The 24,783-nt window shown below is 64.1% G+C and carries 22 protein-coding genes, 1 tRNA gene and 1 riboswitch; of the genes, 6 read left to right on the forward strand and 17 right to left on the reverse strand.

Annotated elements, in window-relative coordinates:
- Window positions 1-53: 53 nt before the first annotated feature.
- Together bluB and Q0L30_RS19425 are read right to left on the reverse strand one after the other, a co-directional pair.
- Window positions 54-899: a 5,6-dimethylbenzimidazole synthase gene (gene bluB, locus Q0L30_RS19420; protein ID WP_296659934.1), complete on the reverse strand. Its 846-nt coding sequence runs from the start codon at window positions 897-899 to the stop codon at window positions 54-56.
- Window positions 857-1,033, reverse strand: a riboswitch (cobalamin riboswitch). It overlaps the preceding gene by 43 nt.
- A gap of 60 nt (window positions 1,034-1,093) precedes the next feature.
- Window positions 1,094-1,990, reverse strand: coding sequence for an EamA family transporter (locus Q0L30_RS19425; protein WP_296659938.1), 897 nt, complete (start codon window positions 1,988-1,990; stop codon window positions 1,094-1,096).
- Window positions 1,991-2,150: 160 nt separating this feature from the next.
- On the opposite strand from Q0L30_RS19425, the gene Q0L30_RS19430 reads away from it, so the two are divergent.
- Window positions 2,151-3,068, forward strand: coding sequence for an AraC family transcriptional regulator (locus Q0L30_RS19430; RefSeq protein ID WP_296659940.1), 918 nt, complete (start codon window positions 2,151-2,153; stop codon window positions 3,066-3,068).
- Between the two features lie 204 nt (window positions 3,069-3,272).
- Window positions 3,273-3,349, forward strand: a tRNA-Val gene (locus Q0L30_RS19435).
- A 294-nt stretch (window positions 3,350-3,643) separates the two neighbouring features.
- Here Q0L30_RS19435 and Q0L30_RS19440 read toward each other — a convergent pair.
- From Q0L30_RS19440 to Q0L30_RS19495, 12 genes are all read right to left on the reverse strand, one after another.
- Entirely contained in the window at window positions 3,644-4,231 is a 588-nt protein-coding gene (locus Q0L30_RS19440) for a YSC84-related protein (protein ID WP_296659943.1), read from the reverse strand.
- 343 nt (window positions 4,232-4,574) lie between these two features.
- Entirely contained in the window at window positions 4,575-5,918 is a 1,344-nt protein-coding gene (locus tag Q0L30_RS19445; RefSeq protein WP_296659946.1) for a TAXI family TRAP transporter solute-binding subunit, read from the reverse strand.
- Window positions 5,919-6,038: 120 nt separating this feature from the next.
- Window positions 6,039-6,470, reverse strand: a complete 432-nt coding sequence (locus Q0L30_RS19450; RefSeq protein WP_296659949.1) for a MarR family winged helix-turn-helix transcriptional regulator — start codon at window positions 6,468-6,470, stop codon at window positions 6,039-6,041.
- A 114-nt stretch (window positions 6,471-6,584) separates the two neighbouring features.
- The gene (locus Q0L30_RS19455; protein WP_296659951.1) at window positions 6,585-8,078 is read right to left on the reverse strand and encodes an efflux transporter outer membrane subunit; all 1,494 of its coding nucleotides are present in this window, start codon (window positions 8,076-8,078) and stop codon (window positions 6,585-6,587) included.
- A gap of 16 nt (window positions 8,079-8,094) precedes the next feature.
- Window positions 8,095-9,600 (reverse strand): DHA2 family efflux MFS transporter permease subunit, encoded by a 1,506-nt coding sequence (locus Q0L30_RS19460; RefSeq protein WP_296660007.1) that lies wholly within the window; start codon window positions 9,598-9,600, stop codon window positions 8,095-8,097.
- Window positions 9,601-9,719: 119 nt separating this feature from the next.
- Window positions 9,720-10,820, reverse strand: a complete 1,101-nt coding sequence (locus tag Q0L30_RS19465; protein ID WP_296659954.1) for an HlyD family secretion protein — start codon at window positions 10,818-10,820, stop codon at window positions 9,720-9,722.
- Window positions 10,821-11,085: 265 nt separating this feature from the next.
- A complete protein-coding gene (locus Q0L30_RS19470; RefSeq protein WP_296659957.1) occupies window positions 11,086-12,021 on the reverse strand; it encodes a LysR family transcriptional regulator in 936 nt (311 codons plus the stop codon).
- A gap of 281 nt (window positions 12,022-12,302) precedes the next feature.
- The gene (locus Q0L30_RS19475) at window positions 12,303-12,668 is read right to left on the reverse strand and encodes a response regulator (RefSeq protein WP_293034638.1); all 366 of its coding nucleotides are present in this window, start codon (window positions 12,666-12,668) and stop codon (window positions 12,303-12,305) included.
- 37 nt (window positions 12,669-12,705) lie between these two features.
- Window positions 12,706-13,689 (reverse strand): chemotaxis protein CheX, encoded by a 984-nt coding sequence (locus tag Q0L30_RS19480; RefSeq protein ID WP_296659960.1) that lies wholly within the window; start codon window positions 13,687-13,689, stop codon window positions 12,706-12,708.
- Between the two features lie 153 nt (window positions 13,690-13,842).
- Window positions 13,843-14,373, reverse strand: a complete 531-nt coding sequence (locus Q0L30_RS19485) for a hypothetical protein (RefSeq protein ID WP_296659962.1) — start codon at window positions 14,371-14,373, stop codon at window positions 13,843-13,845.
- Window positions 14,370-15,098, reverse strand: coding sequence for a methyl-accepting chemotaxis protein (locus tag Q0L30_RS19490; RefSeq protein ID WP_296660009.1), 729 nt, complete (start codon window positions 15,096-15,098; stop codon window positions 14,370-14,372). Before Q0L30_RS19490 ends, Q0L30_RS19485 begins: the two co-directional genes overlap by 4 nt.
- Before the next feature lie 36 nt (window positions 15,099-15,134).
- Window positions 15,135-17,495, reverse strand: a complete 2,361-nt coding sequence (locus tag Q0L30_RS19495) for an ATP-binding protein (RefSeq protein ID WP_296659966.1) — start codon at window positions 17,493-17,495, stop codon at window positions 15,135-15,137.
- 259 nt (window positions 17,496-17,754) lie between these two features.
- On the opposite strand from Q0L30_RS19495, the gene Q0L30_RS19500 reads away from it, so the two are divergent.
- The gene (locus tag Q0L30_RS19500; RefSeq protein WP_296659968.1) at window positions 17,755-18,591 is read left to right on the forward strand and encodes an AraC family transcriptional regulator; all 837 of its coding nucleotides are present in this window, start codon (window positions 17,755-17,757) and stop codon (window positions 18,589-18,591) included.
- Window positions 18,592-18,615: 24 nt separating this feature from the next.
- On the opposite strand, the gene Q0L30_RS19505 is transcribed toward Q0L30_RS19500, so the two are convergent.
- Window positions 18,616-19,203: a LysE family translocator gene (locus Q0L30_RS19505; protein ID WP_296659971.1), complete on the reverse strand. Its 588-nt coding sequence runs from the start codon at window positions 19,201-19,203 to the stop codon at window positions 18,616-18,618.
- 1,145 nt (window positions 19,204-20,348) lie between these two features.
- Here Q0L30_RS19505 and Q0L30_RS19510 point away from each other — a divergent pair.
- Window positions 20,349-20,594 carry a hypothetical protein gene (locus tag Q0L30_RS19510; protein ID WP_296659973.1) on the forward strand — a complete coding sequence of 82 codons (246 nt, stop codon included), beginning with the start codon at window positions 20,349-20,351 and terminating at the stop codon, window positions 20,592-20,594.
- A 165-nt stretch (window positions 20,595-20,759) separates the two neighbouring features.
- Here Q0L30_RS19510 and Q0L30_RS19515 read toward each other — a convergent pair whose 3' ends face one another.
- On the reverse strand, window positions 20,760-21,056 hold the full coding sequence (locus tag Q0L30_RS19515) for a hypothetical protein (RefSeq protein ID WP_296659976.1): 297 nt from the start codon (window positions 21,054-21,056) through the stop codon (window positions 20,760-20,762).
- Window positions 21,057-21,109: 53 nt separating this feature from the next.
- Here Q0L30_RS19515 and Q0L30_RS19520 point away from each other — a divergent pair, with 53 nt between their 5' ends.
- Together Q0L30_RS19520 and Q0L30_RS19525 are read left to right on the forward strand one after the other, a co-directional pair.
- Window positions 21,110-22,099, forward strand: a complete 990-nt coding sequence (locus Q0L30_RS19520; protein ID WP_296659979.1) for a DedA family protein/thiosulfate sulfurtransferase GlpE — start codon at window positions 21,110-21,112, stop codon at window positions 22,097-22,099.
- Window positions 22,100-22,229: 130 nt separating this feature from the next.
- Window positions 22,230-23,933, forward strand: a complete 1,704-nt coding sequence (locus Q0L30_RS19525; RefSeq protein WP_296659981.1) for an FAD-dependent oxidoreductase — start codon at window positions 22,230-22,232, stop codon at window positions 23,931-23,933.
- 257 nt (window positions 23,934-24,190) lie between these two features.
- Here Q0L30_RS19525 and Q0L30_RS19530 read toward each other — a convergent pair whose 3' ends face one another.
- Window positions 24,191-24,466 carry a hypothetical protein gene (locus Q0L30_RS19530; protein ID WP_296659985.1) on the reverse strand — a complete coding sequence of 92 codons (276 nt, stop codon included), beginning with the start codon at window positions 24,464-24,466 and terminating at the stop codon, window positions 24,191-24,193.
- Window positions 24,467-24,783: the final 317 nt, after the last annotated feature.

Genomic DNA, 24,783 nt, shown 5'->3' on the forward strand with positions numbered 1-24,783 from the left:
GCGGCCATTGATAAGCGGCCACTCGTTAAGCGCGAGTGGCCCGCATGGGAGAGTTATCTAAACAGCGTCCCGTTCAGACCATTCTCCTGAATGGTTGTCTGTTGCCGACGCAAGCAGTCGACGAGCGGATCGTCTGCTTTGGGCTGTTGTTCCCACTGGTCGACGTACACCAGCTCGTCGATCGGCAGCCTGGGCAACCAACCTGCGCTTTCCAGCTCCGGCTTGTCGTAGAAGTGGCTGACGTAGCCCAGACAGAGGTAGGCCACCGGCGCGATATTGCGGGGGATCTGGAGGGCGTCCTGCACATCGCGCTGATTGAAGATGCTCACCCAACCCACACCCAGTCCTTCGGCTCGCGCCGCCAGCCACAGATTTTGCACCGCGCAGACGCTGCTATAGAGATCCATCGTCCGGATATGGGTGCGTCCCACCACGACCGGGCCGGTACGTTTGCGATCACAGGTGATACACAGGTTGACGGGCGACTCCAGGATGCCTTCGAGTTTGAGGCGGCTGTAGACTTCGCGCTTTTCGCCCTCGAACATCTGCGCAGCTTCTGCGTTGGCCTTTTTGAACAGGTCATGGACGCGCTGCTTGACGTCCTGCGAGCGAACCACCAGAAAATTCCAGGGCTGCATGAAGCCCACCGAAGGCGCATGGTGTGCGGCCATCAGCACCCGGCTTAACACCTCGTCGGGGATAGCATCGGGCAGGAATTGTCCGCGCACGTCACGGCGGCTGAAAATGGTCCGGTAGACTGCGGCGCGCTCTGCTTCGGAAAATTGGTGATCGGGCCGGACAGCTTGGTTTTCCATGGATTCCCCTTTTGGAAAAGATTCGGCTGCCGGGCCTGGCAGCGTTTTTTCGCTCTTCAGGCCGGTCTTCTGACTTGGATTCATCCGTGTAGAGCGCCTTCCCGGCTAACGCCAGTGGCATCTTGCTCTACCCGTCCTCCATACAGCGTTGGGCACGTGGCGGAATCGCACCGCCTTCCCGATTCTCCCTTGCGGGCACCTGAAGAAAAGTCGCCGCAACAAAACGTTGCGGCGGGCCGAATCCTATTACACCCATGCAATGCGGGCAACCGCGCCAATCAGGCAGGCGCACGCCGGGCGAAAATACGGCGTGTCAGATCGAATGCAACGAGATTGCCGGCCAGAATCAGCACCAGTCCAACCACGGCCAGCAATGACCAGCGGTAGCCTTCGAATACGGTCGAAATCGCGAGCGCGACGATCGGAAACAAAACCGTGCAATAGGCTGCGCGCTCGGGTCCGATCCGTCCAACCAGCGTCAGATACGCGGTAAATCCGATCACCGACCCTGCGATGACGAGATAGGCAAGCGCGCCGAGGTAGCGCGCATCCAGTTCGGGCCGGAACGGCAAACCGGCGAACGCACTGCCGGTCACCAGCACCGCGGTGCCGATCAGCATGGCCCAACCGTTCGTGACAAACGGATGCAGCCCCATCGATTGCATGCGGCTGGACAAGAGATTGCCCGCCGAAAAACACTGCGTGCCGAGAAACGCGACGGCGAGCCCGAGCCAGGCGGTGTGATCGCCGATATGGCCCGCCATCTGTTGCATGAACAGGCAAACGATCCCGATCAGGCCGAGCACGGCCCCGCCGACCGCAGAAGGCTGCAGCGGCCGCCCCATGAACAGGCGGCCGTTGATGGAATTGAGCAGCGGCGCGGTCGAGAACACCACGGCGACGAGACCGCTCGGCACGATGCCCTCGGCGTAATAAAAGCACAGGAAGTTAAGGCAGAAGAGCGCCAGCCCCTGGCCCACCAGATATCGCCATGCCGCGCGCGGCGGCCAGATCGGGCGGCGCATCGCGCGCAGCAGCGCAAACATCACGAGCGCCGCGAGCCCGAAGCGCCAGGCGATGGAAACCGGCGCCGGCACGACGCCAAGCTGCCATTTGATGGCGATCCAGGTGGTTCCCCAGATCACGACGGTAAGCGCATAGAGCAAGAGATTCATTGCCGGAACCCGATCGATGCTGAAAGTCCTCACTATCGCGCGTAGCCGCGAGCCGCACTTGTCCAGGATTGCGCTTTTTTTGGCGGCGGCCTGCTCCGGTCGGCGCGCGCGTATACTTTCACGATCCCTCCACCGGTCGCACAGCGGCCTGTTGCGAACCATGAACGCCCAGCCGACTCCCTCCGTGCCCGATCTCGCCGACACCCCATTCGGGCTGCATTCGGTGTGCCGCACGCTGAGCGAAGCCGACGCGACGCTCGAGCGGTTTGCGTGGCTCGGCGACCGGCTTGCGGCAGCCGTCTGGGTGCGCGAGACGCGCGAGGCGGAGACCGTCTACGAGCGGCCCGGCCATCACACGCTGTCGTGCTACATCGACGGCGGCTACCGGACCGAGCGGCAGAAGCTGCCGGGCATCTACGGCGCGCCGAGCCGCCTCTGCGCGCTGCCGGGCGATCACGAATCGCGCTGGTGGGTGCGGGGCCACATGCATTTCATGCACCTTTATTTCCTGCCCGAGCACTTTACGCAACGTGCCGTCAGCGAACTCGATCTGGAGCCGCGCGAACTCACGCTGGCAGACCGCACGTATTTCGAAGACGAGCGGATCGCGGTGCTTTGCCAGACGCTTGCCCACGAAGACTGGACCGATCCGCAAGGGCTTTTGCGCGGCAACGAAACGGCCCACGAAGTGCTGAGCCTGCTGCTGCGCAGCCAGGGCGTGCGCCGCCCGGGCGCGACGCTCAAGGGCGGCCTTTCGGTGGCGACGCGGCGGTGCCTGCGCGACTATATCGACGCCCATCTGGGCGAGCCTTTGACGCTTGGGGCACTCGCCGAAATCGCGTGCCTGTCCGAATACCATCTCGCGCGCATGTTCCGCACGTCGTTCGGGCAACCGCCGCATGCATGGATTGCGGCCCAGCGTCTTGAACGCGCCCGCGCCCTGTTGCGCACGACCGCGCAACCGCTCGTGCGGATTGCAGCCGAGTGCGGCTATGCGAACGCGAGCCACTTCAGCCATCGGTTCCGCGATGCATTCGGCGCCGCGCCCAATACTTACCGGCAAGCAGTCCAGAAATAGCCCGCGGGGGCCGGTAGGGTGACCGCGCGGGTGACCACGCAGTTGACCACGCAGTTGACCACGCAGTTAGCCACGCAGTTGACCACGCAGTTAGCCACGCAGTTAGCCACATAGGCGCCCGCGACGATCTCGCACCAGGAAAGAGAACCCGCAACAAAAGCGCTTGCAAGCGCGCACGAGTCTCTCTATAATTCGCGCCTCGACAGGCTCGTAGCTCAGCTGGTTAGAGCACCACCTTGACATGGTGGGGGTCGTTGGTTCGAGTCCAATCGAGCCTACCAACGAATATTGCAGCACCTGGTTGTAACACCCGGCAATGACGCAGTCCCTCGCGGGAGTGCGTCATTTTCGTTTTTGGCTCTTGGTTTTACGATCGGTTTTACGATCTCGCCCGCGGCCCGCATCTTCGCCACCGTTTTATCGACGAACTGCCTGAACCGCAGATCGATTGCGCCGCGGCATGGATACGTAGTTATCCAAAGCATATTGCGTGGATGTCACGGCGCTGCGCCGCACGTTCGCTATCGAGGGAAAGCCAGGCAAGGCGATTGCGCCTTGCCTTATTTCCTGCGCATCTAGATCTTCAGCCGCGAGACCTTCGTGCCCGCGAGCGACACATCGCCCATCAGGCCCGCGTTCGTCACGATGAACACCTGAACCGGCGCCGTCGCGGTGGTCGTATCGACCGCACCGTTCGCGCCCACCTTCACGAGCGCCACCGACGCATCCGCCCCCACCGACCAGCCCTCCGACGCGCGGAAGCGGTTGAGCGAATCCTGGGTCATGAAGCAGAAGATGACCGCCTTCGACTGCGCGCCCGCCTGCAGGCCAAACGATCCGGACACGGTGCTGTAGTAGCCCACCGTTGCACCGCCCACGCGCAGCGCGCCTTCACCATACTGCCCGCCGACGATGAAGCCGGCCTGCAGCACGGACGGGAACACGAGCACGCCACGTGCCTTCGCTACGAGTTCGTGCGAGCCCGGCACGGTCGTAAAGAGCTTGTTCAAGGCGCCGTCGATACCTGCGTCAATCGACTGGCGCCGCGAGGCGTTATCCGCCGCGCTCGGATTCGTGCCCGGCGTGGTGGTACACCCCTCGAGCGCAAATGCGCCCGAGGCGAGCGCGGCGGCGGCCGTGAGGATGAAGTTTCGTCGTTGCATCGTTATCTCCACACGAATGGGAATGTGGGAACGTGAGCGCAAGCCGCGTTCCCACCCCAGTTTGCACGAAAACGATGAGAGGCGTCCGCACAGTGGTCGCCCCGCAATTACCCCGCGTTATGGCCTGGTTGCCGTGCGGTTGCCGCTTCGATGCATGCCGGTTGCGCACTTCTCCCCGGCTCTCGTGCCATTGCGGTCGCGCGCCCTTTTCGCCATGCGCCCTGGAATATGCACTGGAATCCAGGTAACTTTTAAACGGCGAATAACGAACGCCGATCCGAAGCGTTCCGGCAAACCGGACGGCATGGCCCGATCAATGCGCATCAATGCATACCAATACGTATCAGTGTGTGACCGGCTCGTTCGCAACCAGATGCGACCGCACGAAGCCGATATGCTCCCGCAGCACATAAAACGCATCGGCGTAAGCAAGCGGCATGCGCAGCGTGTTGAGCGACCGCTCGATTTCGTTGAGTTCGCCGATCAGCTGGCGCCGCTCTTCTTCGCTCGTATGCTTGAGCGCATCGCGCTCGATCGCGATGAGCGCACCGTAGTAGCGATAGATGCGCGAGCGCACGCGCCAGCTATACAGTGCGGGAATGGCGCGCAGGGCCGGAAATACGAGTACGGCAAGCGGCAGCAGCAGGACGATGAGCCGGTCCGCCACGCTCGCGAGCCAGAACGGCAGCGTGCGATAAAGAAAGCTCTTGCCCGAGCGGTAATAGCGCGTCGCGTCTTCGCTGATGCGGAAATCGTGCACCGACGTGTTGGGAAACTCGCCCGCGCGCTGCAACAGGCCAGGCGCACTGTTCACCTCGCTTGCAGCTTCGATCAGCAGATCGGAGATCGCCGGATGTAGCGTGCTGCGCGCGACGATCTGCACAGTCGGACCGATCAGGTGCACGGTATCGGGCGGGACGCGGTGGCGCAGATCGAGCACGCCTGGCGGCAAATCGATGTTTTCGAGGTACGGAAAGAGCCGCGTGTAAGCGCTCGTTTCGTCGAGGCTTATCACGGAGATGCCTGGAATCGTCAGCACCCGCAGCATCAGTTCGCGCGTCGTGGAGTCGCCGCTCAGCATGGCGGCATCGACGTTGCCGGAGACGAGTTGCGTGGCGGCCTGCAAGCCGTCGAGCGGCAGCAGCGTGGTATCGCCGCCGGGAACGATGCCGTTCGCGTCGAGCAGCTTCAGCGAGAGCATCCGCGTGCCGCTGCCTTCGCGGCCGATGGCGATGCGTTTGCCTTCGAGCTGCGAAAGCTGCGTGAGACCCGAGCCGCGATAAAACACCACCATCGGAAGATACGCGACGCTGCCGAGCGACATCAGCGAACTCACATCCCGGTCGCCAGTCACGCCGCCCTGCACGAGCGCGACATCGACGTGCGACTTCGGGTCGAGCAGCCGGTCCAGGTTCTGCACCGAGCCATCCGATTCGAGCACGTTGAGCGTCACGCCGTTGCGCGCGAGGATCGTGCGATAGGACTCGGCCAACAGCATGAACGAGCTATCCCTGGGACCGGCGCTGATCGTGATGCTGCGCGGCGGCGCGGGATCGACGAGCCACACCATGAGCGCGACGATAACACCGCAAATGATCGCAACCGGCAGCGCGGATAGCGCGAGATCGCGCCAGTCGGGCTGAGCGTGTTCGCGCAGAAAATGTAGCGGCGGTCGATATCGTTTCATGAGAACCCGGCGGCAACGCGTCAGACTCCTGGAAACCTCATGATGCCATTTTCGCGCCAGATCGGATGGTTATCGGCGCGAAGCGTGCGTTTTACCGATGGGGGCCGCGCGCGCGGCGATTCAGGTGCTGGCCTTCGTCAGCGCAAAGAGTTCGGCGCGCAATGCCTTCGCACGGTCGCGCTTCAAATGCTGCTCGAACTCGGCCTGCGCATCCTGCCACAGCACGCGCGCGCGCTCGTAGCGCCGCCGGCCGCCAGTCGAAAGGCGATAGACAAGCATGCGCGTATCCTGCTGCGACGCCGACGCGACCACGAGCGCATCGCGCTGCAACGGCTTGAGCGCGCGCACGAGCGTCGTGCGGTCCATGACGAGGTCGTCGGACAGTTCGGCAGCGGTCGTGTCGGGATGCCTCGCGAGGCGCGAAAGGATCGTGAACTGCGCAGCCGTCACGCCCGCCTGCGAGAGATGACGCTCGTAGAGTTGCGTGACGAAACGCGCAGCCTGGCGCAGCGCAAAACAGTTGCATTCGTCGCGAGTTACCTGCTTCGTCATGACCTTCACCTCTTCAGTCCCGCGCCACACGGCGCACGGCCATCATACTTTCCCCGGCACGAGCGCGGTACCCGGGCGCCGCCGCTGCAAAACGTCACTGCACAACGGGTGGCGTTATTTCACGCGCACGTCGAGCGTGGTTTCGGCGCGAGGCATATCGGCGGCCTGCGCGATCGCCTCGCCGCTCTGGCTCCAGCCGCCGCCGAGCGACCGGTAAAGCGCAACCGCCGCGAGCGCGCGTTCGCGTTGCGCCTCGTTGAGCAAGTCGGCATCGGCAAGATAGCTCTGCTGCGCCGTGAGCACGTCGAGGAAGTCCGCCGCGCCGCCCTTGTAAAGCTGATTCGCGAGCTTGAGCGCCTGCGACGAGGCCGCCACGGCATCGTTCAACTGCTGTGCCTGTTCCGCCGTGCTCACGAGGTCCGTGCGGCTGTCCTCCACTTCGCGCAGCGCCTGCAGCATCGTCTGCCGAAGATTCAGTTGCGACTCGCGCATGCGGCTCTCGCTCTGGTCGATTTCCGCCGTGATGCGGCCCGCGTTGAAGATCGGGCTCGTCGCGCCGATTGCCGCGCTGAAGAGATTGTCGGTCAGCGCCGGCAGGCCGAGATACGACGCGGCCAGCACGCCGTCCGTGAGATTCAGCGAAAACTTCGGATAGCGCTCTGCGCGCGCAACGCCCACTTCGGCCGCACGCTGCTCCACGCTCGCATAGGCCGCCTGCACGTCCGGACGACGCAACAGCGCCTCCGAAGGCAGCAGTTGCGGCGCACCCACAGGCGCAGCCGGAATCGGCGCGGACGCCGCCAGTGCAAGCTGCGCGACGGCTTCCGGCGTGCGGCCCGTATAGATGGCGATCAGGTTCAATTGATGTTCGACGCTCGCCCGCGCGCGTGGAATGCGCGCCTGCAGTTCGCTCAACTGCGACTGTGCACGCGTTACGTCGAGCTGCGTCGACAGGCCGTATTTCAGCCGGTCCTGCGTGAGCGTCAGCGCGCGCTGCCGGATCGAAACGTTGTCCTGGAGAATACTCAGTTCGGCCTGCGCCCAGCGCAAATCGACGTAAGCCGATGCCGTATCGGCCGCCAGCGCGAGCCGCAGCGCGTCGAGCGCGTGCTTCTGACCAACGAGATTCGCCTGCGCGGCAAGCAGATCGAGCCGCTCGCCGCCGAACACATCCGGCGACCAGCCCAGCGTGAAGCCCGCGCCCGCCTGCTTCACGTAGCCGAGCGGCGGCGGCGTGTTCTGCCGCGCATACGCGCCGTGCGCCGTGAAATCGAGTTGCGGCAGCAGCGCCGCGTGCTTTTGCGTCGTGATCGACTGCGCCTGCTTCACGCGTTCCGCCGCGGCCTGAAGATCGAGATTGCCTTGCAGCACGGTAGAGAGCAGCGCATTCAACGTCGCGTCGCCGAATTGCGCCCACCAGGTTTGCGCATCGACGGCGTCCTGCGGCGCGTCGATGCGCCAGGCAGCGGGCGCGGTTTCGTGAACCGTTGCCGGTAAATCGGTGTGCTGCGCGGGCTGCACGGCGCACGCCGCGAGCACGGCGGCCACGACCGACGCAACGAGCGTGCGCGCAACGCGCAGCGGCCTGAAATTCGAAGACGCTTGCATGATGGACCTCGGTGGCTCAGTGAGCATCGGTGGGCGGGCCGCCTAGCGTGATCGGCCGCGAAAACAGCACGCTCGCCAGTGCCACGACGAAGCACAGCGACAGCGCGAAGAAGGTGTCCGAGAACGTGAGCACAAGCGCTTCGCGCATCACGAGCGCGTGCAATCGCAGGAGTCCGGCCGTGCCCGCGTCGAGCACATTGCCCGCAACGGACGTCCAGTACGACGCCTGCCCCGCGAGCAGCGCTTCCACCTGCGGCTGGCCGTGCGTCACGCTCTCGTTCAGGCGCAGATAGTGGAAATTGAGGCGGTCATTGAGCATCGTTGCGCTCACAGCGATGCCGATCGCGCCGCCGAGGTTGCGCATCAGGTTGAACAGCCCGCTTGCCGACTTGAGCCGCGCGGGCGGCAGCGAGCCGAGCGCCATCGTCACGATGGGCGGAATCGCAAATTGCTGGCCGATGCCGCGCAACGCCTGCGGCAGCAGCAACTGCTCCCAACCCCAGTCGTGCGTGAGCGGTACATAGAGATAGCAGCCGAGCCCGAACAGCAGCAAACCGAACACCATGAGCGTGCGCATGCTGAAAAAGCGCGTGGCGACCGCGTACACGCCGAGTGCGAGCAACTGGAAAATACCGACCGACAGCAAGGCGAAGCCGATCTGCAGCGAACTGAAACCCCGCACCTCGGCGAGAAAGAGCGGCGTGAGAAACACGGCCACGAAGATGCCGATGCCGGTCACGAACGACAGCAGACTGCCGATGCCGAAGTTGCGCACGGCGAGCGCGCGCAAGTCGACGATGGGGTCTTTGGCCGTGAGCCCATGCACGATGAACAGGAACCCGCAGATCGCCGCGATCCATGCGCACGCAATGATCGTGTCGTCGCCGAACCAGTTCTTGCGCGGACCTTCTTCGAGCATGTATTCGAGGCAGCCGAGAAAGCCGCACAACAGCAGAATGCCGACGTAATCGCCGCGCTTGAGCAGCGAGAGATCGGGTTCGTCGACGTGCACGTAGCGCGGCACCAGCATCGCCACGGCGATGCCGGGCACGAGGTTCAGATAAAAGAGCCAGTGCCACGACCACTGGTCGGTGATCCAGCCGCCGATCACGGGGCCGATGGTCGGCGCAAGCGAGGCGAGCGCGCTGATCGTCGTGGACGCAACGAGTCGCTGCTTGCCCGGGAACAGCATGAATGCGGTCGTAAACACAGTCGGGATCATCGCCGCGCCCAGCGCGCCTTGCAGGCCGCGAAAGAGAATCATCGAGTCGATATCCCATGCGAGCCCGCACAGCATGCTCGTGATGGTGAAACCCACCGCCGAGCCGACAAACAGCCAGCGCGTGGAAAACACCCGCGATAGCCAGCCCGACATCGGAATCACCATAATTTCGGCGATCAGATACGCGGTCTGCACCCACGATAGTTCATCCTGACTCGCGGAAAGGCCGCCGCCGATGTCGCGCAGCGAAGACGCGACGATCTGGATATCGAGTGTCGCCATGAAGAAGCCGATGCACATCAGCGCGAACGCGAATGCGCGTTGCCCGAGCGGCTGAAGATGCGGCGCGAGCGGTGCCGTATGTGACTGCGCCGCGTGCGAGGGCGCTGTCTGCGTCGTGGTCATGTCTGTGGCCCGTGTCATTGCGCCGACGCATTCTGGGCGGCGTGGCCCAGATGCACCTTCACCGTCGCCGAGAGGCCGGGGCGCAGCACGCGTTCCGTGCCCTTCGGCACATCGAGCCGGATACGCACGGGAACGCGCTGCACGATCTTCGTGAAGTTGCCCGTGGCGTTCTCCGGCGGCAGCACGCTGAAGGTCGCGCCCGTCGCGGGCGCGAGGCTTTCAACGTGACCGTGCAGCGTGCCGCTGGCCGCGTCGAGCTCGACGTCGGCGCGGTCGCCCACCTGCATCTTTTTCAGCTGGTCTTCCTTGAAATTCGCGTCCACCCACAGATCGGCGGCGGGCACGACGGTCAGGAGCGGCGCGCCGACGTTCGCGAGCATGCCCGTGCGCGCCGTGCGATTGCCGATATAGCCGTCGACGGGCGCATAAATCGTCGTGTAACCGACGTTCAGCGCCGCGAGCCGCTGGGCCGCGACGGCGGTCGCGACGCGCGCCTGGGCGTCGGTCACCTGCGCGGCCAGCACATCGAGTTGGCGCTGCGCGGCCTGTACGGCGGCACCGCTGCTCGCCACCGAGGCCTGCGCCTTCGCGTAATCGGCGTTAGCCCGCTCGACCAGCTGATTCGACACGGCGTCGTCCTTCACGAGTTCGCGATAGCGTGTCTCGTCCTGCGCACTACGCGTGAGCTCCGCGTTCGATGCGCGCACTTGCGCCTGCTGCTGGTTGATGACGGCGGCCTGCAGCGTGCGGCGCGCCTCCAGTTCGGCGACCGCCGCGCGGGCGCTGTCCACTTCCGCGTTCGCCTGGGCGAGCTTCGCGTCGTAGTCGCGCGAATCGAGACGGATCAGCACCTGGCCTGCGTGCACGCGCTCGTTGTCCTGCACGAGGATTTCATTGACGAAACCGCTCACGCGCGGCGCCATCACCGTGACGTTGCCGCCGACGTAGGCGTCGTCGGTCGTCTGCACGAAACGCAGCACGAACAACCAGTAGCCACCCGCTGCCGCGAGCACCAGCGCGACCGCGACGAGCGCCAGCGCCATCCAGGGCACCCGGCCCGGCTGGACGCGCACGGCGACCGGTTGGTCTGCAACGGAAGTGGAAGGACTCGACATGACGCTCACCTGTGTATATGCACTTCTTGAGACAAAAAAAACGCCGCTATACGACCGGACGCGATGGTTGCACATTGCGGCACGATGAAACTGCATGGCTCAGATGGCGAGCGCGCGGGCGAACGGCTAAGCAGTCATCGTGTTCGGGAAGCCGCAGAAATGCGTTAGTGTGCATACGCACAGATTAGCGGGCACGGCGCCCCGCCACAATCGCCAGGCGCGACATCACAGTGTGAACGCGCCGGCAATAATGACCCTCAACCCTTCAATTGTCTTTCAATGTGACTGGCGCGGATTCAGGGTGCCCGACATCGTCGAAGAACGCGGTGACGTGGTCGATGAACGCGCGCACCTTCGCAGGCAGCAGCGTGCGCGTCGTGTAGGCAAGGCGGATTTCGATCTGCGCGTCGACGATGGGAAAGTCGTCGAGCACCGTGACGAGCCGGCCCGACTCAAGCTCGGCGCGGACGAGCCCGAGCGGCAGCACACCGATGCCGAACCCCTCCAGCACCATCTCGCGGTTGAACGCCGGGTTGTTCGACGCAACTTCATGCTTGAGCTGCACGACCACATCCTCGTTGCCCGCGCGAAAGGTGATCGCCGGTTTGCGCAGCGAGGGCGGCATCGTCACGAATATGTGCTGCTCCAGATCGGACGGATGCGTGGGCACGTTGCGCGCGGCCAGATAGCCCGGCGTCGTCACGAGCGCGAGCGGAATGCGTTCGAGCAGGCGCGTCACGGTCGTGTCGTTGTTGAGCATGAACGGCAGCACGAGGCCGAGATCGAAGCCGTCCGCGACGAGATCGACGGGACGTTCGGTCAGCGTCACGTCGAGACTCACCTTCGGATGCGCGTGCTTGAAGCTGGAGACGAGCGGCACGAGCCGGCTCACCATTGCCGTGGTGTGCGCAACGAGCCGCAGCACGCCTTCCGCCTCGCGCGTCTGCTCGGAGGCGACCGCCTCCAGCGCATCGAGGTCGTCCAGCACGCGGCAGCAGCCGTCGTAGAAGCGCTCAGCGGCTTCGGTAAGCGAGATGGCCCGGGTCGTGCGGTGAAAGAGGCGGCTGCCGAGGCGTTTTTCGAGCCGCGCAATCGTACGCGACACGACCGGCGTCGTGACCCCGTGCATGTCGGCGGCACGCGTAAAGCTGCGCGCCTCGACGACGGAGCGGAAGATGCGCAGGCTGTCGATATAGTCCATGGCGTGATGGCAAGTGGAAATCCGGCCACAAGAGCCGGAATCGGGCGCCCGCATGTCTCGTCCACATGCGAACAGGCCCTAGCTTAGCGCCACCCGGGCCCACTTGTCCTGGGGCGGCCGCGCCAGGGAAACCCCTCGTCGACCGCCGCCGGAAACCACGCCCTCAGTTGCCTACCCTTGCCTGCACAACCGTCTCATCGGCACGGCCCGCCCGCGCGCCTGCGCTGCGCGGGCGGCCGCCCGAATCGGCCCGCAAATCAGCCCGCCAGTCAGCCCGCAAATCAGCCCGCGAGCTTGCGGAACGTCTCCAGCACGGCGTCGCCCTTGAACGGCTTCACGATCCAGCCGCGCACGCCCGCCGCCTTGCCGCGCTCCTTCATCGCCGGGCTGCTCTCCGTCGTGAGCATCACCACGTTGACCGCCGTGTTCGCGAGCTCGCTGCGGATTTTCTCGACCATCGTGAGGCCGTCCATGTTCGGCATGTTCACGTCGCTCACCACGAGCTTCACGCCCGGATTCGCGCGCACCTTCGCGAGGCCGTCCTTGCCGTCCACCGCGGTGTCCACGTCGAGTCCGTTCTTGCGCAGAAAACCTGCCACTTCGTCGCGCACCGTGCTCGAATCGTCCACCACCAGAATTTTCGCCATTTTGTTTTCCTCTGCGTCGTGCCCGACGCCTCCTTCGTCAAAACAATTCCAGCTCGCCTGCGTCCTGTGCGCACGGATTCGCGCTGGCCGTCGCTGCCCTTTGAAGCGTTTCGTCGAACGCCTCGGGCGACCACCCGAGGCTGAACACGAAACGCTGGTCGATCGTCACTTCGTGCCCCGTGCCGCGCCGGGCGAGCCGGTACTTGATGCACAGCTGCGGGTTATCCGAACCGAACGACAGGTAACGCCGCCGGTGATTGATGAGCAGCGGCACCTGCACTTGCGTCCCCACGGCGGCGAGCGCCTGCACGTCGCCCAGATAGCGATTGCGAAACGCGCCCCAGATCAGGTTCGTCAATTCGCCGAGCACGCTGTTCATCTCGCGAAAATCCGTCGCCGCTTCGCGGCCCGCGCGCGGCGGCAGCAAGCCGAGAAGCGGCGCCTCCTCTGCCTGCATCAGCAGATAGCCGCGGCACCACGCCGTCTCCAGCGGAATCAGGCTGAACACCTCGCCGAAGATGATGCGGTCACGCACGATGCTCGGCGCTTCCCAGCTCACGTCGACGTCGCCGAACACATGGTGCAGGCGCTCCGCCGTCATTTCCGTGATGCCGCGCACGAGTGCATCCGGGTAGTCCTGCGTGAATACGCACGCATCGAGCGCCGCGCGCAGCGACGCCGGATCGCTGTGTGCCCACGCGGCGCGCGATGCGCGCTGCAACGCGTCAGGCAAGCCGTCGAGCGTCGGCTGCGACGCCCGGCGCACGATGATCGGCAATTCGGGACGCGCGGCGTCGAGGCTCGCGGCTATGGCCGCGCTCGCTTCGAGCGACCCGCCAAAGTCTTCACTGAGCAGCACGCCGCCCAGATCGCTATGGGCGCGCAGCGCACCGGCCAGCGCGTCGCGGCGCACCGGCACGCCCACGAGATTGTGGTCTTCGCAAAAGCGGCCCAGCGCATCCGCGCAATCCGTGTCGCTTTCCAGCAGCAACACCTTGCTGACCGGTTTGTTCGAGTCCATGCGTGTTCTTCCTGCGTCCTGCAACTGCGCGTTGCGTATTGCGTATTACGTATTGCGCCTTGCCCGTTGCCGTGTGATTGCCTGAATAACGTTTCGATGCTGCTTTGTGGCTGTACTGTTGCTGCGTCTTGATGGCCGCGTTCGCTCGCGGCTTTAAAACATTTCGAGTTCGCCCGAACTTTCGCAGGACGCTTCCTGATCCGCCGCGACGAAATCCAGCGGCGTCTTCGAACACACACACAGCGTCGCGCCCAGCCGCACGCTTGCGTCGAGCGTCAGCGCATGTGACGAGAGATAGTTGGGTTTCAGCTCCTGCAGATACGGCAGACACCCGCCGCTCAGCACATAGGGCGTCGACATGCCGAGATCCGGGAAATGCTCCACCAGTTGCTGGTTCATGGCTCCGCAGCAGAGATTGCCGAACTCCATGAACGTTTCCGCTAGCGTGCGCTGCGCGTCGCCCACGTAGTACCGGCGCGTCGCTTCGTCGTCGTTGAAGTGCAGCAGCAACAGCAGGCGAAACTGCATCGACGAGATCGTCAGTGCGACCACCTGCGCGCCCTGCGGCGTGTCGCCCGCGTGAGGCACGATCTCGCAGGCATGCTGCGCGTCGGCCACGAGGCGCGTGCGCGCCGCCGCGAAAAAAATGCGGTCGATGCTGTCCTTCGCGCGCTCGCCAATCATGCCAGCGCCTCGGCATGCGCTTCGTCAAGTTGCGCGCGCAATTGGGTCGACAGCGATTCGACGCTCGCGAGCGACGCCGCAATCATCTTGCCGCCCGCCTGAATGTCCTGGAATGTCGCGGCCGTGACGAGGTCGTTGCGGTGCAGGCTGTCGCGATAGCTCTTGGAGAGTTCCTGCGAGCGCGTCGCCAGCGCGCGCACCTCGCCCGCCACGATCGAGAAGCCGCGGCCCGCCGCGCCCGCGCGCGCAGCTTCGATGGATGCGTTGAGCGACACGATCAGCACGTGGCTCACGATCGACGACAGCTCCTGGTTCTTCTGGTGCATGTCGTGGTTCTGCGCCATCAGCGAGATCATCTGCTCGTGCCAGCGCTCGAATGTCGCCGACATATGCCGCAGACGCGCGGCTTCATCGGCGATGCCCGCCGCGCGTTGCTGCGCAGCCTCGCACCGTGCGCGCTCGGCGTAGAGTGCTGCGTCGAGCGCGTCTGCCGCCGACTTGCGCTGCGCCAGTTCGGCGCGCAGCGCGTCGTTCTGCGCCGCAAGCGTGTCGATTTCGTGCGCGCATGCTCCGAGCCGCTCGTTCGCGTGCGCCTCGGCCCTGGCGAGCGCGGCGGCGTGCGCGGCGTCCTGCGCTTCGCCCTCGCGCCGCCAGCGTGCGCGCGCGCGCAAGTGCACGCCGAGGACGGCGAGCGCCATGAGCACGGCGAGCGCCGCGCCTCCCATCAGAATCGGCAGAACCACTGCAACCCCCGAAATACGCTAGTCCGCCAGCGCCTGCGCGCGCACCGCCCGATCCGCTCCGGCAGCGGCCACCGCCCACTCCTGCGGCAAATACACGATCGTCTCGAAGTGTCGATAGTCCGCGCCGTCGTTGCTATCCGTGAAGCGCAACTCGATGCGCCCGCCTGCGCGTTCGAGGAAAGCGCGCACCGCATCCATGCCCACGCCGCGCCCCGACACGGAAGTCACGCTCTGGGCGGTCGAAAAGCCCACGCGGAAGATGAAGTCTGCAATCGTCTCGTCGGTAGCGGCTTCGCCGTCGGCAAGCCAGCCGCGCTCCACGGCGATGCCGCGAATGCGCGCGAGTGCAAGACCGCGGCCATCGTCGGCGAGGGTCATCTGCAGCGCACCGCCCGTCACGTCGACTTCGATGGCGATGTGACCTGCGTCGGTCTTGCCTTGCTCGCGGCGCTGCGCCGGTATTTCGATGCCGTGGTCGAGCGCGTTGCGCAGCAGGTGCGTGAACACGTCCTTCACGGTCGAGGTAATTTCGCTGCGCAGACGCAAGCCGTTGTCGTCGACACGCACGACCGGTGCAGCCTTGTCGAGTTCGGCTGCCAGCGACGGCAGCGAGCCGAGCACGCCCGCGAGCGCATCGGCCATCGTCTCGGTGCCGATGCTGCCCAGCATGCCGCGCAGCGTCTCGCGCATCGCGCGCAGCGAAACGAGATCGTCTTCATTGGCGGCGTCGATCGTGCGCAGCGCCGTTTCGATCTGCCCGCGCGCCACGCTCACGCTGCCGTCGCCACCCGTGATGCGCGTGCCGCGGCCAAGGCTCACTTCGTTGATCGTCGCGTAGTGTTCGAGCGACGCCTTCACGCGTTCGAGGTCGTCGATGAGCGCCTGCTGGTCCCACTCGTGATCGGTGTCTTCGCGACGCAGCGCGTCGTAGCGCTGCTCGACCTCGTGCACGACGCCGGTGAGATGCTGCAGGCTGTAAGTGCGCGCATTGCCCTTCACCGTGTGCATGTTGCGGAACAGCGCTGCGATGGCGGCCATGTCGGCGCAGTCGTGCTGACGAATGATGCGCTCGTTTTCGTGGATGAAGCCCTTCGAGCTTTGCACGAACTGATGGAACTTCTCTTCGCTCACCGCGAGAATTTCGCCGATCATCTGCAGGCGGCGCTTCTGTTCGCCCGCTTCGGCGGCAAGCTCGCGCAGTTCGGTCACGTCGCGCACGCACAGCATCAGGCGCACGACCACGTCGTTTTCGTCCGTGATCGCCGACCAGCTCAGGTCGAGCACCTTCTCGCGGCCATCGGGCATGCTGCGCGTAATTTCATTCACGAGCAGATGCTGGTTGAACCCGAAGTTCACGCTGTCCTCGCCGAGGCACGCGTCGACTGCGGCACTGACTTGCGCGATCGTGTCGGCATCGAGATTCGTGTGCGTGAACACGAGATCCATCAGCCCACGCCCGGCGATCTCGTCCGTTTCGAAAATCGCTTCCAGATACGCCGAGTACTCGTTGTGAATGGTTGCGCCTTCCACAACGGTGAGAATGCCCTGCTGCATGTTCTGCAGCATCGCCTGAATGTCGGCGGTCTTGCGCTTGAGCTGCGCGGAGCTCTGCTGAATCTTTTCGATCATGCCGTTGAACGCGACGATCGAACGGCCGATTTCATCCATGCGGCCCACCGGCACGCGCCGCGTGAAGTCCTGATGCGACGCGATCTCGCTCATCATCTCCTGCATGCGCGAGAGCGGGCGCGTGATCTGGCGATACAGCAGGAGGCCAATTACGGTGAGCAGCAACACGGCGCCGCCCGTCACGCCGGCAATGGCGCTCGTCGTGGTATCGAGCGTGCTGTTCAGCGCACGAATGGCGTCGTCTTTCTGGCGATTCTTCTCGACGCGCATCGTCGTGACGATGCCCTCAAGTTCGTCGCGGTATTCCGCGACGTTCGCGAAGAGATACGCTTGCGCAAGTTCGTTCTTGCCCGCGGCCTTCATTTTCGCGGTGTCGTCGATCGCGGCGAAATAATTGGTCAGGCTCTCTTGCCCCTGCGCGACGAGGCCGTCCTGGGCGTGGCTCGCCGCAGCCTTGCGTTGCACTTCGAGTGCGGTGCGCAGCGCGGCTTCCTTCGTTTTAAGCTCATCTTGCGCCTGCGTAACCATGTTTGCGTCCGGCGCATAGACGAGCGTCATGGTCGCAAGCTGGACGTCTTTCACGAGTGAAACGAGATCGGAGGAAGCCAGTGCGCTCGGCACGACGCCTTGCGTAACCTGGCGGACATCGGCGGCGCTGCGACGTGTCTGATAGACCGCGAAGCCGCCGATAGCGGACAACGCAACGAACATCAGCACGATGAGCAGGGTGATACGGTGACGAATGGTCATGGTCGAAATCCCCGGGCGTTGCCGTATCGGTCACGCTATGGTTGCGCAACTCATGACACGGTGGCCAAATATTCGAGCGTGGATTATCGCGGCGAGCATGTGACATGCATGTGACGTTCATAATGATGCACGTTCGAATGCTGAGATCGCGCAACGTTCGTCGATTGTTGCGCAACAGCGGGGTGCAAAAAAGCGGTATGCGCAGGCGCACTGGCGTTGCGATAACATGATCGGCAAACCTTTGCTCGAGAGACGACCCGTGTCCGCAACGCCGATTCCCGCCGACGCCCTGCCGCAGTTCTGGCGCGACCCTGCGCTGCCGTTCATCGAAGCGCGCGCAATCGCCGATGGCCGCAAGGTCCGCTATGGCCGGCACGCGCACCGCACCTTTTCGATCGGCGCGGTAACGGGCGGGCACAGCACTTATCTGAACGCGAACACGATGGAGCGCATCGGCGCGGGCGCGGTGGTGGTCGTCAATCCAGAAGTTGTACATGCATGCAATCCGGCCGAGCACGCACCGTGGGCCTATCGCATGTTCTATGTCGACGCGAGCTGGCTCGCGCAGCTTCAGCAGGATCTCGGCTTCGGCGCGAATCAGGGCTTTCGCGCATTCGCGCAAATCTTGAGCGTGCGGCGCGATCTCTTCGCCGGTTTGAACCGGCTCTACGATCTGCTCACCGATGTGCACGAAGATACGCTGCACAAGGAAAGCGCGATTACGGCTTATTTCTCGGCGCTGCAGCAGACGCTTAATCCCGCGCCGGTCGCGCTGCGCGAGCCGAACCACCGGCTCGCGCGCGCCGCCGAGTTCATCGAAGACAACTACACGCGCACGCTCAAACTCGAAGAGATCTGCGCGGCGGCGGATCTTTCGCCGTCTTATCTGATCCGCGCGTTCAGGCAGCAGTACGGCATGACGCCGCACGCGTATGTCGTGAACCGGCGCATCGAGTTCAGCCGCGCGCAACTGCGGCGCGGCCATGCGATTGCCGACGTCGCGCTCGAAGCCGGTTTTGCCGATCAGGCGCATTTGCAGCGCGCATTCCGCCAGTTTGTCGCCGCGACGCCCGGGCAGTATCGCGGCAACGCGTGAGTGCACGCCCACTTCGTTATTTCGTTACGTCATCAGCAGATAGAGCGCCGAAGCGGCGAGCAGCGCAGCCATGCAGCGGTTGACGAGCCGCACGCGCGCGCGCTCGCGTAACGCATGGCGCAGCGACGCGCCCGCCCACGCCCAGCAGGCAATGGACAAATAGCAGACGACAAAATAGATCGCCGCGAATTGCCATACAAGCACCGGCTCGCCCGCCACCGCATACACTCCCATCCCCGCCACCGAAGCGAGCCATGCCTTCGGATTGAGCCACTGCATCGTCGCACCGATCATGAGCGATGGTCCGCGTGCGCTGTTTGCGTCTTCGATATGGCCGTCGTCGGCGGCGAGCCGCCAGGCGACATAGAGCAGAAAGGCCACGCCCGCCCAGCGGATCGCGCGCGTGAGCACAGGCCATTGCACAAGCAGTTCGCGCAGCCCAAGGCCAATTAGCAGGAGCAGCAATGCGAACCCGACCGTTGCGCCCGTCACGTGGCGCAGGCTTGCGCGCAGGCCGTAGCGCGCGCCCGCGCTGAGCGCAACGAGGTTGACGGGTCCTGGGGTGATCGACGTGGCCAGCGCGAATGCGGCCATGGAAAGCGCAATGCTCACGGTTATCCTCGTTACGCCCGGCGGCGATGAAACACTGGCGCAGCATAGGAGGACCGCCAAGGCGCGTATTGAAGAAAATTGCCCCGCGTGGGAATCGGGGGCCATCAGGTACGCGTTGCAGTTCCGTCGCCCGACACTGATATACGCTTCATAGTCCTGATTAAATCGAGGCTAAAACGGGGAAATCGATTCATGCATTTTCACCATTCAGGGATCGCTCGCGCACCGCTCGTGTCGCATCGGTTCAAGTTACCCACAGAAAACGTGGAGAAGCCTGTGAGTATCTTCCTGGGAAACACGCCAAGTCCTTGAACGCAAAAGAACTCCGCACGTCGCTGGCAAATCGGGCCGCGCATGGAAACATCCGCTGAAAATGCGCCGGGTTGTCCACAGAAAACGTGGAGAAGCCTGTGAATATCCTCCGGAGATATACGCCATCGCCTTGAACCAAAACGAAATTTGCCTTCACTTCGCGTGCAGGGCACGATCGTCAAAAGACACAGAGCGACTACGCGTGTCAAGAAGCGCCACCACAACCGCGACTTTTACCGGGGTGAGCGCAAGCGGTGCAGCGCTTCACCGTGAACGGCGCAACCCTGCGCATGCGACAGAGGCGCAACCAGGCAACTCCGAGGCAAACCCGAGCCAAACCCGGCCAAACCCGCGCCGCACCAATCGCCAGACCGGATCCGATTGGTCTGAAAGATCGGCGTTAGTCCCATCTCGACGCCGCGACCCGCCCCGTTCACGATCTCACTCGTCAGCACCTCCTGCGTGGATCTGCTGATCCGAGTAACAACGGCGTTTACACGGCTCACCCGGCTATGCCGGGTGAGCTTTTTTCTTTTGCGGACGGTAACGCATTTGGTCGTCCTGGCCGCGTCGCACCGCGATCGGATTGCGTCAGGCTAATGACAGCTTGAATCGACAGCTTAAATCGACAGGTTGATTCGGCAGTTAAATTCGCCGCGTGCACCATCGCAGCGCACGCAAAAAAGGCGCGAAAATCTGGCGAGTCGCGTTAAACTGATTCGCCGGGGATGGGCGCTAGTGTTGCAATGTGCGCCCGCGCGCACTCGCACAGACACACCGCGCGACCGACCCCGTACAATGGCTCGAACAACCAACGCATAAGGACAATATCAATGCGCACGACTGGGTCTTCCGGAACCATGACCCTGCTCACCGAGCATGACGTCGATAGCGGGCGCGAACTGCGCTCGCTGCGGCTCGAATCGACGGCCGACGGCAAGAGTCTGCTGCTGATCGAAGTCGACGAGCGCAAGCCGGGCATTCACCGCGAAGTGCGTTATGAAATCACGCCCGCGGAGTTGATTGCGGCTATCCGCGCGCAAGGCGCCGAGCTGCCAGGGGAATCGCACAGCCGGTAATACACCCGGTTGTACGACCCGGCACCGAACTCGCGCGGTGCCGGGTTGCGCATGCGCGCGAGTTCCATTGCCTTCTCTTGCCATTGCGCACGCAACGACCGGCGCGTGAAAAGCTCGTCCGTATCGAACGCGTACGTTCCGGCCAATCGTGTGCGAACCATACGATCAGAACAACCAGGTAATTGCAACTTTTAGTGCACGATTCAACGCACGATTCAGCGCGCCATTCAGACCCAATTGTGAGTGCGCCGCGAACACGCGCTGCCGCTTTTCAATCCCGTGTTCAGTCTCGTGTTCAGGCGCCTGCGAAGTCGCGCAAAGTCTGCGAGAATCATTCCCTGATTGCGCCGCAACGCAATAAAACCATCTTCTCCGGTACATAAAATCGGCGCGATGCATTTCCGGAAAACGCACGCCTGGATCGATATTCGCCCCACTTGAACGCCCGGAAATTGCATCCATAATCGTTAGGTTAGTCTGCTGTTTGTACTACTCACCGCGACGGAAGTAAGCAGATGCTACATGATCTCGTCGAGCAGTACGGGCCTGCTCTTGTGTTCGTGAACGTGCTCGCCGCCTCGCTGGGCCTGCCGGTGCCCGCGATGCCGGCGCTCGTGCTGTTCGGCGCGATGGCCGCCATGCATCCCGGCTCCATCGGCACGCAGGTCGCGCCCGTGCTCGTGCTCGCCGTGTTCGCCACGCTGATCGGCGACAGCGCCTGGTTCCTCGCCGGGCGGCTCTATGGCGGCAATACGCTCAAGACGCTGTGCAAGCTGTCGCTCTCGCGCGACACCTGCGTAAAGAAGACCGAACGCTTCTTCGGGCGTTGGGGCGTGCGCGTGCTTGCAGTCGCGAAGTTCATCCCGGGCCTTTCGATCGTCTCCGTGCCGATGGCCGGCGCGATGGGCACGACGTACCGCCAGTTCCTGAGCTTCGACGGCATCGGCGCAACGCTGTGGTCCGGCACGGGTTTGTTGATCGGCGTGATGTTCGCGCCGCAAATCGACATGCTGTTCGCAGGCGCAAGCCGCCTCGGGCGCCTCTCCGCCGTGGTCGTCGCCACATTGCTGGTGCTCTACGCGCTCTATCGCTGGCAGCGCCGCCGCCAGCTGATCAAGAAGCTTGCCAAGGCGCGCATTACCGTCGACGACCTGCATCGCGCGATGAGCAACACGCCGCCGCCCGTCGTGTTCGATATCCGCTCCGACGAAAAGCGCAAGCTCGATCCGTACATCATCCCGGGTGCGCTGTTTGCCGATGAGCGGCAGCTCAGCGACATTCTCGAGAAATACCCGCACGATCAGAAGCTCGTGATCTATTGCTCGTGCCCCAATGAAATTTCCGCTGCCTGGATGGCGAAGCAGCTCGCCGAGGCCGGCTTCACCGACGTGCTGCCGCTGCTCGGCGGACTCGACGCGTGGCGCGACTCGGGCCGCCAGATGGAATCGCTGTCGGTTAAGCCCAGCACCGGGGTGCCGCCCCACATCACGCCGAAAGCCGTCTGATCCTGGCGTCGCGCGCGACCAGTTCCGGGTCGCGCCGCCGCACCATGACACGCGTCCCGCGCGACCCGCAGGACATGCGCATCCGTTAGCCCGGCCTCACCCGGGCGCACCGTTCGAGGAGAACCGCCAGATGGGCACCCTCACCGAAGCCGAGGTTCATCACGCCGACTCGCAGCCGCAACCGGCCGACGCGCCGTTTTCGACGCTCGCGACGCGGCGCCACCAGATGTTCCCCGAACTGACCGGCGAAGAAATCGACCGCCTGCGCCGCTTTGGCGAAGTGCGTCGCTGGGCGCCGGGCGAGTTGCTGTTCCACACCGGCGAGACCGGCCCCGGCATGTTCGTGCTGCTTTGCGGCGCCGTGAAGGTGTACCAGCGCGACGGGCTCGGACGCGAGATGCATGTCGTCGAGCAGCATCAGGGTTCGTTTCTCGCCGAGGTCGGCCAGCTCTCGGGCGGGCGCGCACTCGTCGACGGCATGGCGCTCGAACCCGTCGAGGCACTGCTGATTCCGCCGGAGCGCCTGCGCGCGGCGATCATCGCCGAAGCCGAACTCGGCGAGCGGATCGTGCGTGCGTTGATCCTGCGCCGCGTCGCGCTCATCGAAAAGGGCGCGGGCGGCCCGATCCTCGTCGGCAAGCACAACGACCCGTCGATGCTCGCGCTCCAGGGGTTCCTCTCGCGCAACGGCCACCCGTACAAGCTGCTCGATGAAAGCGACGAGAGCACGCTGCGCGTCATCGAACAGTACGCGGCGCGCAGCGACGACCTGCCGCTCGTGATTTGCCCCGATGGCACCGTGCTGCGCCATCCCTCGCCGCCCGAACTCGCGACATGCCTCGGCTTGTTGCCCGAACTCGACGGCAAGCGCGTCTACGACGTGGCGATCGTCGGCGCCGGTCCCGCAGGGCTCGCAACGGCCGTCTATGCGGCATCCGAAGGGCTCTCGGTCATCGTGCTCGATGCGCGCGCGCCTGGCGGCCAGGCAGGCGCGAGTTCACGCATCGAAAACTATCTCGGCTTTCCCACCGGTATTTCCGGCCAGGCGCTGGCCGGGCGCGCGTTCGTGCAGGCGCAGAAATTCGGCGCGCACATGGCGATTCCCGTGAAAGTTCGTACGCTGCACTGCGACGAACAACCGAAGCGGCTCGAAACGTGCAGCGGCGACGTGCGCGCGCATACCGTGGTGATTGCGAGCGGCGCGGTGTACCGGCGGCCCGGCATCGAAGGACTCGATCGCTTCGAAGGGCACGGCGTTTATTACTGGGCGTCGCCGGTCGAGGCAAAGCTCTGCAAGCACGAAAACGTCGTGCTCGTAGGCGGCGGCAATTCGGCGGGCCAGGCCATCGTCTATCTCTCCACGCACGCGCATCACATCGACGTGCTGATTCGCAAGCCCGGTTTCGAATCGACGATGTCGCGCTACCTCATCGACCGCATCGCGTCGCTGCCGAACGTCGACGTGCATCCGGGCAGCGAGATCGGCGCGCTCTACGAGGACGATGGCGGGCTCGCTTCGGTTCGCCTGAAATCGCCGTGCGCGGACGGCATCGATCATTTCGACGCGCGCCATCTGTTCCTGTTCACCGGCGCGGACCCCAATACCGAATGGCTGCATGCCTGCGGCGTGACGCTCGATGCGCACGGCTTTGTCGTGACCGGCGACGGCGATGCGTCGTGCAGTCTGGCGACTTCGGTGGAAGGCGTGTACGCGATTGGAGATGCACGCGCAGGATCGACGAAGCGCGTCGCGGCGGCAGTGGGCGAGGGTGCGGCGGTTGTCGCGCAGATCCATCAACTGCTTGCCGCCCTGCCCGTGCGCACGACGGCATAGCTTGATTTCGACAACGCCATTGAAGGCAGTTTGCACGACGCGAATCGAGGGAGCTTTTATTTTGGATCGCGAATTTTAGCTCCGCGAAGATTGACTGGAAGATTGGCTGCGAAGGTGTATTGGATATGCGAAGCGGGAGAGGCGGAACTGGTTCACTGCGGATTCACTGCTGGTGCACTGTTGGCTTGGCGCGGCACGGCTGGCGATGAGCGATAAGAACGCGGACGGCGGCGCACTGCGCGCCGCCCGCGCCGCGCTTAACGCTCCAGCTTGACGCGCAGTTCGCGCGCGGCTTCCAGCAGGCCCTGGTAGCCCGAGCGAGCGTGCTCGGGCAAATCCGGATCGCCCACGAGCGCGCCGAGCGTTTCCACCAGGCTATAGACGAGCCCCCTGGCTGCGCCCGCCGCGATCTTGCCGGACTTCACGCCCTCGTCGACGTGGGTGAACGCCGCGCTCAGATGTTCCAGATCGGGTTGTGCCGGTTCGCCGCCTGGCGTTTGAGCGTCTTGCTTGTGCATGTCGTCGCTCGTCATGATGAACGGTTTCTCCTGAATGACACGAAATCGAATGGATCTCGTGTGTCTGTTATATACCGATCGCACGTCGCCGTCCACGGGCCGTGCAGTCGGCTCCCGAATCTCCTCACCTTTGTAGCATCCGCGAAACCGCGATGTGCGTGAGCGCCTGTCGAGCGATTGCTCGTGCGCAACGAATCCCCCTGAAAAACAAGGCTCAAGTGCACATTCCGGCGACCGGCTTGCACCATCGCAAGTCCAAGCCGGCACCGTGCGCAGCGCTCCACCTTCGACTCCCGCAAACGCTCACCTTTGTCTTGTCGATGCCTCCAAAG

The sequence above is a fragment of the Paraburkholderia sp. genome (genome assembly GCF_024281035.1).
Taxonomy (GTDB): Bacteria; Pseudomonadota; Gammaproteobacteria; order Burkholderiales; family Burkholderiaceae; genus Paraburkholderia.

What these genes read in the sequence shown, in the direction of transcription:
- Q0L30_RS19470 (WP_296659957.1), bottom strand. Translation starts at nt 12,021, where the DNA reads ATGGACTATATCGACAGCCTGCGCATCTTCCGCTCCGTCGTCGAGGCG.
- Q0L30_RS19510 (WP_296659973.1), top strand. Translation starts at nt 20,349, where the DNA reads ATGCGCACGACTGGGTCTTCCGGAACCATGACCCTGCTCACCGAGCAT.
- Q0L30_RS19490 (WP_296660009.1), bottom strand. Translation starts at nt 15,098, where the DNA reads ATGGGAGGCGCGGCGCTCGCCGTGCTCATGGCGCTCGCCGTCCTCGGC.
- Q0L30_RS19480 (WP_296659960.1), bottom strand. Translation starts at nt 13,689, where the DNA reads ATGGACTCGAACAAACCGGTCAGCAAGGTGTTGCTGCTGGAAAGCGAC.
- Q0L30_RS19525 (WP_296659981.1), top strand. Translation starts at nt 22,230, where the DNA reads ATGGGCACCCTCACCGAAGCCGAGGTTCATCACGCCGACTCGCAGCCG.
- Q0L30_RS19485 (WP_296659962.1), bottom strand. Translation starts at nt 14,373, where the DNA reads ATGATTGGCGAGCGCGCGAAGGACAGCATCGACCGCATTTTTTTCGCG.
- Q0L30_RS19450 (WP_296659949.1), bottom strand. Translation starts at nt 6,470, where the DNA reads ATGACGAAGCAGGTAACTCGCGACGAATGCAACTGTTTTGCGCTGCGC.
- Q0L30_RS19440 (WP_296659943.1), bottom strand. Translation starts at nt 4,231, where the DNA reads ATGCAACGACGAAACTTCATCCTCACGGCCGCCGCCGCGCTCGCCTCG.
- bluB (WP_296659934.1), bottom strand. Translation starts at nt 899, where the DNA reads ATGAATCCAAGTCAGAAGACCGGCCTGAAGAGCGAAAAAACGCTGCCA.
- Q0L30_RS19460 (WP_296660007.1), bottom strand. Translation starts at nt 9,600, where the DNA reads ATGTGCATCGGCTTCTTCATGGCGACACTCGATATCCAGATCGTCGCG.
- Q0L30_RS19430 (WP_296659940.1), top strand. Translation starts at nt 2,151, where the DNA reads ATGAACGCCCAGCCGACTCCCTCCGTGCCCGATCTCGCCGACACCCCA.
- Q0L30_RS19475 (WP_293034638.1), bottom strand. Translation starts at nt 12,668, where the DNA reads ATGGCGAAAATTCTGGTGGTGGACGATTCGAGCACGGTGCGCGACGAA.
- Q0L30_RS19445 (WP_296659946.1), bottom strand. Translation starts at nt 5,918, where the DNA reads ATGAAACGATATCGACCGCCGCTACATTTTCTGCGCGAACACGCTCAG.
- Q0L30_RS19425 (WP_296659938.1), bottom strand. Translation starts at nt 1,990, where the DNA reads ATGAATCTCTTGCTCTATGCGCTTACCGTCGTGATCTGGGGAACCACC.
- Q0L30_RS19455 (WP_296659951.1), bottom strand. Translation starts at nt 8,078, where the DNA reads ATGCAAGCGTCTTCGAATTTCAGGCCGCTGCGCGTTGCGCGCACGCTC.
- Q0L30_RS19495 (WP_296659966.1), bottom strand. Translation starts at nt 17,495, where the DNA reads ATGACCATTCGTCACCGTATCACCCTGCTCATCGTGCTGATGTTCGTT.
- Q0L30_RS19530 (WP_296659985.1), bottom strand. Translation starts at nt 24,466, where the DNA reads ATGACGAGCGACGACATGCACAAGCAAGACGCTCAAACGCCAGGCGGC.
- Q0L30_RS19520 (WP_296659979.1), top strand. Translation starts at nt 21,110, where the DNA reads ATGCTACATGATCTCGTCGAGCAGTACGGGCCTGCTCTTGTGTTCGTG.
- Q0L30_RS19515 (WP_296659976.1), bottom strand. Translation starts at nt 21,056, where the DNA reads ATGGATGCAATTTCCGGGCGTTCAAGTGGGGCGAATATCGATCCAGGC.
- Q0L30_RS19465 (WP_296659954.1), bottom strand. Translation starts at nt 10,820, where the DNA reads ATGTCGAGTCCTTCCACTTCCGTTGCAGACCAACCGGTCGCCGTGCGC.